At 64.7% G+C, this 13238-nt stretch carries 15 protein-coding genes; 10 read left to right on the top strand and 5 right to left on the bottom strand.

All coding sequences use genetic code 11. The features are described 5' to 3' along the window. The first annotated feature begins 195 nt into the window (after positions 1-195). Positions 196-417, top strand: a complete 222-nt coding sequence (locus tag IVB31_RS20565; protein ID WP_247325901.1) for a hypothetical protein — start codon at positions 196-198, stop codon at positions 415-417. A 171-nt stretch (positions 418-588) separates the two neighbouring features. Next, positions 589-2493 carry a diguanylate cyclase gene (locus IVB31_RS20560; protein WP_247325897.1) on the top strand — a complete coding sequence of 635 codons (1905 nt, stop codon included), beginning with the start codon at positions 589-591 and terminating at the stop codon, positions 2491-2493. Between the two features lie 6 nt (positions 2494-2499). Here IVB31_RS20560 and IVB31_RS20555 read toward each other — a convergent pair whose 3' ends face one another. Next, positions 2500-2718, bottom strand: a complete 219-nt coding sequence (locus tag IVB31_RS20555; protein ID WP_247325893.1) for a SlyX family protein — start codon at positions 2716-2718, stop codon at positions 2500-2502. Further along, a complete protein-coding gene (locus IVB31_RS20550) occupies positions 2708-3460 on the bottom strand; it encodes a rhodanese-related sulfurtransferase (protein WP_247325891.1) in 753 nt (250 codons plus the stop codon). Before IVB31_RS20550 ends, IVB31_RS20555 begins: the two co-directional genes overlap by 11 nt. Before the next feature lie 198 nt (positions 3461-3658). Here IVB31_RS20550 and ggt point away from each other — a divergent pair, with 198 nt between their 5' ends. The 4 genes from ggt to IVB31_RS20530 all read left to right on the top strand — a co-directional run bounded on the left by ggt (position 3659) and on the right by IVB31_RS20530 (position 9342). Beyond that, on the top strand, positions 3659-5245 hold the full coding sequence (ggt, locus tag IVB31_RS20545; protein ID WP_247325888.1) for a gamma-glutamyltransferase: 1587 nt from the start codon (positions 3659-3661) through the stop codon (positions 5243-5245). A 167-nt stretch (positions 5246-5412) separates the two neighbouring features. Beyond that, positions 5413-6027: a (2Fe-2S)-binding protein gene (locus IVB31_RS20540; protein ID WP_247325886.1), complete on the top strand. Its 615-nt coding sequence runs from the start codon at positions 5413-5415 to the stop codon at positions 6025-6027. Positions 6028-6031: 4 nt separating this feature from the next. Continuing rightward, positions 6032-7054: a xanthine dehydrogenase family protein subunit M gene (locus IVB31_RS20535; protein ID WP_247325883.1), complete on the top strand. Its 1023-nt coding sequence runs from the start codon at positions 6032-6034 to the stop codon at positions 7052-7054. Next, on the top strand, positions 7051-9342 hold the full coding sequence (locus IVB31_RS20530) for a xanthine dehydrogenase family protein molybdopterin-binding subunit (RefSeq protein ID WP_247325880.1): 2292 nt from the start codon (positions 7051-7053) through the stop codon (positions 9340-9342). Before IVB31_RS20535 ends, IVB31_RS20530 begins: the two co-directional genes overlap by 4 nt. 26 nt (positions 9343-9368) lie before the next feature. Here the strand turns inward: IVB31_RS20530 and IVB31_RS20525 are convergent, their stop codons facing one another. Continuing rightward, on the bottom strand, positions 9369-9521 hold the full coding sequence (locus IVB31_RS20525) for a hypothetical protein (RefSeq protein WP_247326115.1): 153 nt from the start codon (positions 9519-9521) through the stop codon (positions 9369-9371). On the opposite strand from IVB31_RS20525, the gene IVB31_RS20520 reads away from it, so the two are divergent. Then, entirely contained in the window at positions 9457-9867 is a 411-nt protein-coding gene (locus IVB31_RS20520; protein WP_247326109.1) for an FKBP-type peptidyl-prolyl cis-trans isomerase, read from the top strand. The genes IVB31_RS20525 and IVB31_RS20520 overlap by 65 nt on opposite strands. Before the next feature lie 87 nt (positions 9868-9954). Here IVB31_RS20520 and IVB31_RS20515 read toward each other — a convergent pair whose 3' ends face one another. Continuing rightward, complete coding sequence (locus tag IVB31_RS20515) at positions 9955-10173, bottom strand: CsbD family protein (protein WP_247325877.1); 219 nt, start codon at positions 10171-10173, stop codon at positions 9955-9957. Between the two features lie 128 nt (positions 10174-10301). On the opposite strand from IVB31_RS20515, the gene IVB31_RS20510 reads away from it, so the two are divergent. The 3 genes from IVB31_RS20510 to IVB31_RS20500 all read left to right on the top strand — a co-directional run bounded on the left by IVB31_RS20510 (position 10302) and on the right by IVB31_RS20500 (position 11900). Next, a complete protein-coding gene (locus IVB31_RS20510) occupies positions 10302-10811 on the top strand; it encodes a cupin domain-containing protein (RefSeq protein WP_247325874.1) in 510 nt (169 codons plus the stop codon). Positions 10812-10939: 128 nt separating this feature from the next. Next, on the top strand, positions 10940-11368 hold the full coding sequence (locus tag IVB31_RS20505) for a VOC family protein (protein WP_247325870.1): 429 nt from the start codon (positions 10940-10942) through the stop codon (positions 11366-11368). Positions 11369-11411: 43 nt separating this feature from the next. Next, on the top strand, positions 11412-11900 hold the full coding sequence (locus IVB31_RS20500) for a VOC family protein (RefSeq protein WP_247325867.1): 489 nt from the start codon (positions 11412-11414) through the stop codon (positions 11898-11900). A gap of 167 nt (positions 11901-12067) precedes the next feature. Here IVB31_RS20500 and IVB31_RS20495 read toward each other — a convergent pair whose 3' ends face one another. Continuing rightward, the gene (locus IVB31_RS20495) at positions 12068-13237 is read right to left on the bottom strand and encodes a hypothetical protein (protein WP_247326090.1); all 1170 of its coding nucleotides are present in this window, start codon (positions 13235-13237) and stop codon (positions 12068-12070) included. Between the last annotated feature and the right edge of the window lies 1 nt (position 13238).

Raw genomic sequence — 13238 nt, 5'->3', positions numbered from 1 at the left:
CCCTGCCGCATCATCCAGACCGGCGGGATGACCTGCCGCTGGCCGGTGAGGACGTCGATGAAGGGCTTTGTCGCAGATTGGGGCACAAACGGTCCTGAAGATTGTTCCCGCTCCTGATACACCGCCGCGGTGCCGAGCGGAACAGGGGAACCAGCGCAATTGCACCGCGTTGATCAGCCAACGGAGGAAGAGATCATGGCTGAGACATTCAACCCCGCGCCGCATGACAAGCATGCCGACGATCTGCATGAAGCGCTCGCAGCCGATCGCGAGACCCATGCCAAGCTCGACGCCGGACTGGTCGACAGCTTCCCGGCCTCCGATCCCGTGAGCGCCGCCCAGCCAACGCCTTCGAAGGCCGATGCGGATGCCGACAATCCCTCGCTCTGGGACAAGGTTAAGGCCATCTTCAGCTAGCGGCGGGCACGCCGGATTCCGATAGGTTAGCTAATACCTTGTTAGCGATGCGCCGATCCCGGCGTCCGTACGACTACGGGAAATCGGGGACATTGCCGCATATTTCTGCCGGCGTTTCAGAGTTCAATAACAGAAGCAGCAGAGTTTCCGATCATCGGAGAATTCTGCCGCATGAACGCTGTGACCCAAAGAGCTGGATGGAACCGCCTGCCGCTGCGGGCGGCGGCGTTCGTCGCATTGACCTGCGCGACCATCCTCGGCGTCAGCGGCTGGCGGGAATGGGCGGCGCGCGATGCGGTGCTCAAGGGCGCCGAGACCGAGATGGCGAACGTTGCGCGCTCGCTGACGCAGCATGCCGAGGACAGCCTCGATCTCCTGGATTCAGGCGTCGTCGGCGTCGTCAGCCGGCTGGAGATGGACGGCACCGAGCCGGCCACGATCGGCAAGCTCAGGACCCTGCTGGAGACGCGCAAGAAGGCGATGGAGCGCGTGCACAGCCTCGCCATCATTGACGACCACGGCAACTGGCTGACAGCGCCCGGCACGATCGGCTCGACGCTTAACGGCGACGCGTTCTTCCGCTATCACCAGCTCTCCCCGAAACGAGAGCCCCATATCGGCCCTCCCGTGAAGAGCTTGCTGGATGGCGAATGGGTCGTCACCTTGTCGCGCCGCTTCAACAAGCTGGACGGCAGCTTCGGCGGCGTGGTGCTCGCCACCATCAGCTCCGGATATCTCTCGCATTTCTACGAACAGTTCGAGATCGGCCGCAACAGCTCGGTGGCGCTGATGCACGGCGACGGCCTGATCATCGCGCGCAATCCCAGCAACGACCGGTTCGTCGGCCGCAGCGTCGGCGACACCCCGCTATTCCGCGACGCCAGCCTGCAACGGCCGAGCGGCGCCTATCATTTCAAGTCGCCGCTGGACGGCGCCGCGCGCGTCAGCTTCTTCAAGCGCTCTGGCCGCTATCCGCTCGTCCTGCTCGCCACGGTCGACAAGGACGAACTGCTGGCGCCCTGGCGCGCCGCGGCGATCTCCCGCATGCTCTACGTGCTCGCGCTGGTCATCCTGATCGCGATCATCGGCGCGGTGCTGGTGCGACAGTTGCAGCGGGGCCAGAGCATGGCCGCCGCGCTGGTCGAGAAGGAAGCGCATTTCCGACTGTTGGCCGAAGGCTCCAGCGACATGGTGACCCGCATCGGGCTCGACGAGCGGCTGCGCTATGTCTCACCGTCTTCAATTCAAGTCGTCGGCTGGCGCGCCAATCAACTGATCGGGACGCCCGCGCTCGCAGGCATCAGCCCGGAGGACCGGCCGCAAGTCCAGGCGATCGTCGACGCCATGAAGCGTGGCGACACCGAGGAAGCGCGCGTCACCTACCGCAACGTGCACCGGCAGAATGGCGAAGTCTGGCTCGAATCGACCATGCGGGTGACCCGCAAGGACAATGGCCGCGTCGACGGCGTGGTCGCGATTTCCCGTGACATCACCGAGCAGAAGAAGCTCGAAACCAAGCTCGAGACGCTCGCGATCGAGGACGGTCTCACCGGGCTTGGCAACCGCCGCCGCTTCGACGAACGGTTGAAGGAGGAGTGGGCGCGCGCCTATCGCGAGCGCTCCAGCCTCTCCTTGCTGATGATCGACGTCGATCACTTCAAGTCCTACAACGACGAATACGGCCATCCCGCGGGCGATGCCTGCCTCCGGCTGGTGGCGCAGATCATCGCGGCCGAGATGCAGCGCCCCGGCGATCTGGCGGCGCGCTACGGCGGCGAGGAGTTCGCCATGCTGCTGCCGAACACGGACGCTGCGGGCTGCGCCCGGATCGGCGACCGGATCCGACGGGCGATCAGCGATGCGGGCCTCGTCCACACCAGCAACCATGCGTCCGGCTACGTCACCGTTTCGCTCGGCGGTGCGGCCTGCCGGCCGGCACTGGAGCGCACGGCTGGTGTGACCTCGCTCGTCGAAGCCGCCGACCAGGCCCTCTATGCCGCGAAGGAGGCCGGGCGCAACCGGCTGATGATGTCGGGCGAGGTGACCAACCTTCTGGCCAGGGCGTCCGGTCAGTAACACCGTTCAATAATGCGGCGGGCGCTCATTGGCCGCGCCCGGCGCATTCGTTTCGGCCTCCTGCAGCCGCTCGCCGAGCTCTGCAATCTTCCGCATCAGCGCGTCGATCTGCTTCCACTGCGCGGTGATGGTCTGGTTCAGCGTTTCGATCGTCTCGTCCTGATAGGCGAGGCGCGTCTCCAGCGTGTCGATGCGCTCGCCCAGAGTCTTGATCTCATTCGTCACGGCCGTGGCCCTTGTCTTTTTCGCGCAAACCGTGACTAAGCGCGACGCGCTCGTCGAACACGAAGCATTCGCCGCGCCAGCGGCTCTGCGCCTCCGGCACCTCTTCCAGATATTTCAGGATGCCGCCCTTGAGGTGATAGACCTCGGCGAAGCCGCGCGCGAGCAGATGCGCGCTCGCCTTCTCGCAGCGGATGCCGCCGGTGCAGAACATCGCGATCCGGCGGTGCTGGGCGGGATCGAGCTTGACTGCGGCAAAATCCTTGAACTCGCCAAAGCTCTTGATGCCGGGATCGACCGCGCCGTCGAACGTGCCCATCGCCACCTCGAAAGCGTTGCGGGTGTCGAGCACCAGCGTGTCGGGCGCCGCGATCAGCGCATTCCACTCGAGGGCGTTCACGTAGGTGCCGACCTGGCGGGTGGGATCGGCGGCCTCGTCGCCGAGCGTGACGATCTCCTTCTTCAACCGCACCTTGAGCCGCCCGAACGGCATCGCCTCGGCGGTGGAGAACTTCAATTCGAGATTGTTGAGCCTGCCCCCAAACATGGCGCCGTGCGCAAGCTCGTGGGCGAAGGCCTCGATTGCCTCGGGTGCGCCCGCGATCGTGCCATTGATGCCCTCGCGGGCGAGCAGCACGCTGCCCTTCAGCGAAAGCTGAGCGCAGAACGCGCGCAGCGGCTCGCGCAGCTCGTGGTATTCGGGCAGGGCGGCGAATTGATAGAAGGCGGCAACCTTGGTGATCATGACGGCTCGTTTAGCAGGCGCCCGCCGCCCAGAAAACCCGCATGGCTTCGGATGGCGAAAAGTCTATACGCCCAGCGGATGGCAGCCATTTCCCTGGTATGCCAGCATTGCCCCGGCGGGCCGGAATGTGTCATGTAAGCCCGGTTTTTCGAGATGGCGGGCCATCCGCGCTAGACGCCCAGTGAGAGCAAGAATTCGATGAGAAACTTCCATTTCCCCGGCAGGTCCACGGTCCACGCCACCAACGCGATGGTGGCGACCTCGCATCCGCAGGCGTCGCTCGCCGCGATCGAGGTGCTGCGCGAGGGCGGCACGGCGGTGGATGCGGCGGTGGCGGGCTCGGCCCTGCTCGGCGTGATCGAGCCGCAATCGACCGGTATAGGCGGCGACTGCTTCGCGCTGATCCAGCCGCGTGGCGAAGGCAAGATCATGGCCTATAACGGCTCCGGCCGCGCCCCGAAGGCAGCGAATGCCGACTGGTATCTCGAACGCAAGATGACGTCCGTGCCGCTGACCTCGGCGCATGCGGTCTCGATCCCCGGCGTGATCGACGCCTTCGCGACCGTTTTGCGTGATCACGGCAAGTTCGGCTTCGACCGGCTGCTCCAGCCCGCGATCAAGGCGGCCGAAGAAGGCTACGTCGTCGCCCCCCGCATCGCCTTCGACTGGAAGAACCAGTTCGAGAAGCTGAAGGGCGGCACCAACACCGAGCGTTACCTGCTGCCGGGCGGCAAGCCGCCCGTTGCCGGCGACGTCATCCGCCAGGCCGAGCTCGGCAAGACGCTGCGGGCGATCGCCAAGGACGGCCGCGACGCCTTCTACAAGGGCCCGATCGCGGAGGATATGGTCGAGACCCTGCGCGGCATCGGCGGGCTGCACACGCTCGACGATTTCGCCGCGCACACCACCGAGACGACGACGCCGATCGGCACCATGTATAAGGGCTACGACGTCTGGCAGTGCCCGCCGAACGGCCCGGGCCTTACGGCGCTGCTGATGCTCAACATCCTGTCGCGGTTCGACCTGACGAAGTATGCGCCGCTCAGCATCGAGCGCTTCCATCTCGAAGCCGAAGCCGCGCGCATCGCCTACATGCATCGCGAGCTGCATGTCGCCGACCCTGATCATATGCAGGTCGAAGTGTCGAAGATTCTGGCCAAGGAATTCTGCGACGAGCATATCGCCAAGATCCGCATGGACGGCATGCTCGATTTGCCGAACGTCGCGCCGCCGATGAATCCATCGACCATCTACATCACGGTCGTGGACAAGGACCGTAATGTCTGCTCGTTCATCAACTCGGTCGCGCATTCCTTCGGCTCGGCTATTGTCTCCAACAAGACCGGCGTGCTGTTGCAGAACCGTGCCGGTGGCTTCCGCATCCAGCCCGGCCATCCCAACTGTATTGAAGGCGGCAAGCGTCCGCTGCACACGATCATGCCGAGCCTGCTCACCAAGGGCGGCCGGTCCGTGATGCCGTTCGCGGTGATGGGCGGACAGTATCAGCCGGTCGGCCAGACCCATGTCGTGACCAATGTTCTCGATTACGGCTGTGACGTGCAGGAGGCGATCGACATGCCGCGCGGCCTGCATTACGAGGGCCAGTATCAGCTCGAGGATAGCGTGCCGGCCGACATCGTCGAGGGCCTGAAGAAGCTCGGTCACAAGACCACCAGCGTGGTCGGCCCGCTCGGCGGCGCCCAGGCGATCTGGATCGACTGGGACAAGGGCACGCTCACCGGCGGTTCCGATCCGCGCAAGGACGGCTGCGCGCTCGGATACTGACCACCGCGCACGGGTTCCCGGCGCAAGATCAGGAAAAGTTGACGGAGGGCGACGCGGCATTTGCTGCGTCGCCCTTTCTCGTTCGGAACGGACTTCATTGCTTCAGGTTAAGGGCCGATGAGCGGCGCAGGCGTGCGCTGCTTTGCTCGAAGCGGCGGAGGCCCTCCATGTCCGAAAAACCAGGTTCCGGAGCATCCGGATTCGATCGGCGCGCCTTCATGGCGGGCGCTGCCGGCAGTGCGCTGGTCCCTATGGCGGCGCGTGCAGCCGCGCAGGATGCGAGCGTGCCGGCCGCCCGGGATCCGGCGCTCCCCGTCGACGTCACGCTGCGGGTCAACGGCAAGGATAGCCGCCTGCGCATCGACGCTCGCACGACGGTGCTTGACGCGCTGCGGGAGCATCTCAAGCTCACCGGCAGCAAAAAGGGCTGCGACCATGGCCAGTGTGGTGCCTGCACGGTGCTGATCGACGATCGGCGTGTGGTGTCGTGCCTGACGCTTGCGCTCGCGGCCGAGGGGCAGGAGATCACGACGATCGAGGGCCTTGCCACCGACGATCGTCTGCATCCGATGCAGCAGGCCTTTGTCGACAACGACGCGTTTCAATGCGGCTATTGTACGCCGGGCCAGATCATGTCCGCCGTGGCCTGCGTCAAGGAGGGGCATGCGGGCAGCGAAGCCGACATCCGCGAATATATGAGCGGCAACATCTGCCGCTGCGCCGCCTATCCCAACATCGTCGCCGCCGTGAAGCAGGCCGCGCCCGAGATCATGAAAGGCTAGGCGCATGCGTCCGTTTTCGTATCAGAGGGCCACAGACCCTGACATGGCCGTGCAGGCGCTCGGCGCTGCCACGGCTGCGAACAATCCGTTGACGCAGGCCGCGGCACAGCCGCTCGCCGGCGGCACCACGCTGATCGATCTGATGAAGCTGGACGTGATGCGGCCCGCCGCGCTCGTTGATATCAGTCCGCTTGCGTCTGGCTGGTCGGCGATCGAATCCAAAGCTGACGGCTTGCGGCTCGGCGCGCTCGCAAAAATGTCCGATGTCGCCGCGCATGCCGAGATCCAGCGCAACTATCCGGTGATCGCCAATTCCCTGAATCTTGCCGCCAGCGCCCAGTTGCGCAACATGGCGACGCTCGGCGGCAACGTGATGCAGCGAACGCGCTGCAGCTACTTTCGCGATGTCTCCTATGAGAACTGCAACAAGCGCAGTCCCGGCTCGGGCTGTGCCGCCATGGATGGCGTCAATCGCATGCATGCGGTGCTCGGCACGTCCGATCAATGTATCGCGGCCTATCCCGGCGATTTTGCCCAGGCGCTGATCGCGTTGGATGCCATGGTCGAGATCACCGGCAGGTCCGGCATGCGCACCATGCCGTTCGCAGACTTGCACAAGGCGCCCGGCAAGACGCCCGACATCGAGACCACGCTTCAGCCGGGTGAGTTGATCTCGGCCTTCTCCATCCCCGGCCGCTGGCCGCGCTCGCTGTATCTCAAGGCGCGCGACCGCCAGTCCTACGAGTTCGCGTTGTCGTCGGCTGCGGTCGCACTCGACGTGCAGGACGGCACCATCAGGGACGCGCGCGTCGCGCTCGGTGGTGTCGCCACCGTGCCTTGGCGGGCGCGCGAGGCGGAGATGCTGCTGAAGGGACAGAAATTCGACGACGGTCTGGCGCAGCGAGTAGCCGATGCCGCTTTCGCGGATGCCAAAGGGCGCCAGCACAACAGCTTCAAGATCGCGCTTGGCAAGCGTGTGGTCGCGCGCGCGCTCCAGCAGGCCGTAACCATGGAGGTCCGATCATGACCGCTGCAGCTCCCGAGCCGAAAGCAAACATGGGCCACCCCGTGCCGCGCTATGACGCGGCCGCAAAGGTCACGGGCCGCGCGACGTATGCGTCCGACATGCCGCTCGACAACCCCGCCTATGCATTCCTGGTCACCAGTGCCATCGCCAAAGGCCGCATCGACGGTTTCGGTCTCGACGATGCCAAGGCTGTCCGCGGCGTGATCGACATCGTCACGCACGAGAACGCCCCGAAGCTGAAGGAGTCGAAACTGTTCAGCAATGGCGGTTATGCCGGCACCACGATCCAGCCGCTGAAATCGGCCGACATCGCCCATGACGGCCAGATCATCGCGGTCGTCATCGCTGAAACCTACGAGGCCGCGCGCGAGGCCGCCAATCGCGTCAAGGTCAGCTACACGGCCGTAGAGCCGAGTTCGAGCTTCGATTCGCCGGGAACGACCACGGCTGCGGCGAAAGGGCAGAACGCGCAATTCAAGGAAGACCCGGAGGCCGGCGATTTCGCCAAGGCGTTCGACCAGGCCGAGGTCAAGCTTACCGCCTCCTATGCCACGCCGACCCAGCACCACAACCCCATGGAGCTGTTTACGACGAGCTGCGCCTGGATGGGCGACAATTTGGTCATCTATGAGGGCAGCCAGTACGTCTATGGCCTGAAGAACGGCGTCGCCGAGCAGCTCGGCATCGACGCCGACAAGGTCCGTGTCGTCAATCCCTATGTCGGCGGCGGCTTTGGTTCGCGCGGCTCGATGACGCCGCGAACCGCGATCATCGCCGGCATCGCCAAACGCCTGAATCGGCCGATCAAGCTGGTGCCGACCCGCGACCAGGGTTTCACCATCGCGACCTACCGCGCCGAGACGCGCCACGAGATCAGGCTCGGTGCTGGTCGGGACGGCAAGCTGATGGCTTTGAGGCATGAGGGCGCGGAGGTTTCGTCGCGTCCGGATGCCTATTGCGTCGGCGGCACCAAGACGACGACGCGGCTCTACGCCTGCCCGAACGTCAGCAGTCTGGTGTCGATCGTGCGCGCCGACCGCAACACGCCGGGCTTCATGCGCTCACCACCGGAGGTGCCGTATCTGTTCGCGCTGGAGAGCGCGATGGACGAGCTCGCGGTGAAGCTGAACATGGACCCGGTCGAGCTCCGCCGCATCAACGACACCACCGTTGAGCCGATCGGCGGCAAGCCCTATACGTCGCGGTCGCTGATGGCGTGCTTCGATGAGGCCGCCAAGACGTTCGGCTGGTCGCAGCGCTCGCCGCAGCCGAAATCGATGTCTGACGGCGACTGGCTGGTGGGCTATGGCTGTGCCGCCACTTGCTATCCGACCCAGATGGCGCCGTCTGCCGCGCGCGTCCGCCTCCAGCGCGACGGCCGGACCCGGGTCGAGATCGCCGGTCACGAGATCGGCACCGGTGCCTATACCGTCATCGCCCAGACCGCGTCCGAGCGGCTGGGCGTGCCCCTGGAAAAGGTCGCGGTCTTCATGGGGGACAGCGACCTGCCGCCGGCGCCGGTGGCCGGCGGTTCGAACTCGACCGCCAGCACCTGCTCGGCGGTGATGATGGTGTGCGATCAGATCCGGCAAAGGCTGTTCAAGGCCGTGATGCCCGGCGACAGCCTGGCCGACAAGGCCAAGGAGACGGTTGGCATCAGCCAGACGCCGAGCACGCAGGCGGCGAAGAGCGATCGTCCGCTCGATATCGAGAAGGCCTTCGACGCGCTCGGTGTCGGCGTTGTCGAGGAATATGGCGAGTGGAAGCCGGAAGGCGCGCCGCTCGATTCATTCAAGGCGATGCATAGCGGGCACGCGAGGCTCATCGGCGGCCCCGAGATGAAGGACAAGATTGCCTATGCTTTCGGTGCCGAGTTCGTCGAAGTCCGCGTCAACCGGTTCACGCATGAAATCCGCTGCCCCCGGCTGGTGGGAGCGTTCGCGGCGGGCCGGATCATGAATCCGCGCACGGCGCGCAGCCAGCTCATGGGCGGCCTGATCTGGGGCATGTCCTCGGCGCTGCTGGAGGCCACCGAGATCGACGAGCGCAATGCGCGCTATGTCAACGACAATCTCGCCGACTATCTCGTGCCTGTGAACGCCGACGTGCCCAATGTCGAGGTGATCCTGCTCTCCGAGCAGGACGAACAGATCAACCCGGCAGGCGTGAAGGGCCTCGGCGAGCTTGCCAATGTCGGCACCAATGCGGCGATCTGCAATGCGATTTATCACGCCACGGGCCAGCGTATCCGCAAGCTGCCGGTGCGGCTGGAAAATATCGAGGTCTAAGGGGTGGAAACCGCATGCTCGTTGCGCTAGACACCTTCCGCCTCGAACGGAAGGTATCCTATGCAGCGTTTCCAGCGCGTGCTCCTCGCCATCATGTCGGCACTCGCGATCACATTGATCGCGAGCGGGTCCGATTTCGTTTCCACCACGGCCTTGGCCCAGACCGCAGGAAAATCCATGACCACAGCTTCAGGCTTGCAGACCATCGACAGCGTTGTCGGCACCGGCGCTTCGCCGAAGCCCGGCCAGATCTGCGTGATGCACTATACCGGTTGGCTCTATGAGAACGGCCAGAAGGGCAAGAAATTCGACTCGTCGGTCGATCGTAACGAGCCGTTCGAATTCCCGATCGGCAAGGGCCGCGTCATTGGCGGCTGGGACGAGGGCGTCGCCACGATGAAGGTCGGCGGCAAGCGCACGCTGATCATTCCGCCGCAGCTCGGTTACGGCGCCCGCGGCGCCGGCGGCGTGATCCCGCCGAACGCGACGCTGATGTTCGACGTGGAATTGCTCGCGGTAAAGTGAGCGAAGGTTTCCGCCAGCAAGAAGGTTTCCGCCAACAAAAAGACCGGCCTCGCGGCCGGTCTTTTCACTTTCAGCTATAGAGGCGCGTCAGTCCGCCGCGCGCTTGGCGGCTCCTGCGGCGCGATCAACCGCGTCCTTGGCGGCGTCCTTCGCATCGCCCATGGCCTGCTGGCCTTTGCCCTTCACCTCCTGAACGGCTCCTTCGCCCTTCATGCGGTCGGAACCGGTGGCTTCACCGATGCCCTGCTTGGCCTTGCCCATTGCCTCGTTTGCAGTGCCCTTGATCTTGTCGGTCGTGCTGTTCATGAAATTCTCCTTCCACTTCGTTCGCAAAGACAACGTCTGACGGCTATGAGGGTTCCGATTTTAGTATGGCTTGATGTCGCGGCTTTGGGTTAGTTTGCCGCGCACGGAACCAACAGAAAGCAAGTCCCATGACCGGCCATGACCATTCGCATTCCCACCATGACCACGGTCACGACGATCGCTGGAAACATGACGGCGTGCGCGTCATCCCCGGCAACCAGCTCGATACCAACGTGCCGTCGACAGCGGGCATGGACCGCGCGGCTGCCATCAATTTCGCGCGCGTTGGTGCGCAGAAATTGTGGGCGGGCACGGTCAGCATCAAGCCCGATGCCAAGACCGGCGCGCATCACCACGGCCATCTCGAAAGCGTCATTTACGTCGTGAAGGGCAAGGCGCGGATGCGCTGGGGCGAGAGCCTGCAATTCACCGCGGAGGCGGGCCCCGGCGACTTCATTTTCGTCCCGCCCTATGTGCCGCATCAGGAGATCAACGCCAGCCCGGACGACGTGCTGGAATGTGTGCTGGTGCGCAGCGACGGGGAGGCGGTCGCAATCAATCTCGACATCGAGCCGGTCGAGAAGCCGGAAACCGTCCTCTGGGTCGATCCCATTCACCGCGATCCGAACGAGAAGTAAGGCTGCCTAAAAGCCCGCGGGTTCTGTGCGACAGAACCTCGCAGGTGGGGGCAAAAAATATCCGGAAGCCGTGTCGGATGGCCGTTGGGCCATCCGTCCTTGGGCAGAACCCCGCCCAAGGAGCTCCGATGCCCAGGATGATTTTCCTCAATCTGCCCGTGACCGACCTCAACCGCGCTACCGCCTTTTACGAGGCGATCGGCGCGACAAGGAACCCGCAATTCAGCGACGACACGGCGAGCTGCATGGTCTTTTCCGAGACCATTTACGCGATGCTGACGACCCACGACAAATTCCGTCAGTTCACGCCGAAGCCGATCGCGGATGCCAAGATCTCGAACCAGGCGCTATTCTGCATCTCCGCCGACAGCCGGAACGAGGTCGACGAGATCGTGGACAGAGCCGAGGCTGCGGGCGGGGTGGCCGATCCCAGCCCGAAGGACGAATACAGCTTCATGTACGGTCGCAGCTTCGAGGATCCCGATGGTCACATGTGGGGGGTGAACTGGCTGGACATGGCAGCTGCCCCTGAGCGGCCCGCAATGGCGCACGCCTGATCGAAGCCCCGACAATCAGAATCTGAAGAGAGGAGCATTCAACATGTCGAAGGTCGTGCCCTGCATGTGGTTCAACGGCGATGCCGTAGAAGCCGCGGAGTTCTATGTTTCGCTGGTTCCAAATTCGGCGATCACGCACGTTCAGCGCAATGTTTCAGACAATCCATCCGGCAAGGAAGGGTCCGTGCTCGTGGTCGAGTTCACGGTGGCGGGACAGCCTCTGGTCGCGCTCAACGGCGGCATGAAGATGGAATACACCCATGCGCTCTCGCTGATGATCCATTGCGACGATCAGGCCCAGGTCGACAGCGTCTGGAATGCCTTCCTGGCCCATGGCGGCAAGGAAGAGCAGTGCGGCTGGCTCCATGACCGCTACGGCGTGTCCTGGCAGGTGGTGCCGAAGGTGATGTTCGAGTACCTCACGAGTCCCGACAAGGCGGCTGCCGCACGCGCGATGCAGGCCATGATGAAGATGGTCAAGCTGGACGTGGAGGTGTTGCGTCGGGCGTTCGAGGGCAAGTCGGCGGCGTGACGTCCGATGGCCTTGCCACATACTCACTGTCATCGCCCGGCCTTGACCGGGCGATCCAGTACTCCGAGACGGTGCTGTGATACGGAGAAGCCGCGGCGTACTGGATGCCCCGCCTACGCGGAGCATGACAGCGGAGGTCCGAGCTAGTCGCGCGCGAAACCCCGCCGCTAGTAATTAATCCGCAGCCCGATGCCGCCGTGGATGGTGTTGCCCACCGGCTGCGGGCCGAGCGTGCCGTTGGCGAACAGGTCCAGGATCCAGCCCTTTTGCACGCGGAAGCCGAGCCGGCCGCCATATTCGAACCAGCCCTGGTTGCCCATGGTCGGCACCACCATGCCGTCGCCGGTCACGGTGGCGACGATGCCGCTGCGGCTTGCGAATGACTGCACCCAGCCGCCGTTGATATTGGTCTCGATGTTGCTGCCGAAAAGATGCGTCCACTGGCCGCCGATCTTGACCAGGCTGGTGCGGTCGGTGCCATCGGCGATGCTGGCGTCGAACGGGTTGAACGCCACGGCGCTGTCGGAATAGCCCGAGACGCGCTGCCAGAGTTGCCAGACCTCGATCGAGGCGGCGACCTCGTCGCGCGGCGACACGCGGCTCATCCAGCCGGCGCGGCCGTAGACGGCGTAGTTCGCGGCGTTGGTTGAGCTCGTGACGCTCACCGGGCCGAGGCTGGTGTCGTAGCTGCGGGTGTAGCGCGCCTTCTCCCATGGCGTCAGGATCGTGCCGATGTCGAAGAATGGGCGCGACGAGCCCCAGTCGGTGAAGTCATAGCGCAGCGCGAAGGCGCCGATCGGCGCGCTGGTGATGTTGTAGCCGCCCTCGCTGTACTGCGTGTAGGCGATGCCGGCGAGCAGCGACAGATTGTTGGTCAGCTGCTTGCGGCCGTGGATGCCGGCCGAGAACGAGCCAGCCGAGCCGAATGCGCTGATGCAGTCGCTGCAATTGACCTGCTCGTTGACGCCAAGCAGCACCGTGCCGAGCACCCGGTTGGTGACCATCTGGTTGAAGCGCTGGTTGGCAAGGCCGCCGATCGAATTGCCGCTGGAATCCGCGCCGGTCGGTGGTGGCGGCGTCGAACTCGGCGAGGAGGACGGATAAGGGCTCGGCGACGACGACGGGTAGGGGCTGGGCGAGGGCGTCGGCGAGGGGCTGTAGGTTGACGAGAGTGAATAGCTTGGCGCCGGGGTGGGCGTCGGCTCTCCGCACGCGGACTCGCACGTCGCCGCCTGGGCTGCCGCCGGACGGGCATCGACCGCGGCAAACGCAAACCCAGCCACGCTGGCCAGCACGCTCGCGAGGATGAAGCGCCCGACGTTGGTGGATATCGCCATC

Origin of the sequence: Bradyrhizobium sp. 21 (assembly GCF_023073335.1) — a bacterium.
In the GTDB taxonomy this organism is placed as follows: Bacteria; Pseudomonadota; Alphaproteobacteria; order Rhizobiales; family Xanthobacteraceae; genus Bradyrhizobium.
Note: the sequence above shows the minus strand (reverse complement) of the source record. Positions and strands in the feature narration are given on the sequence as shown.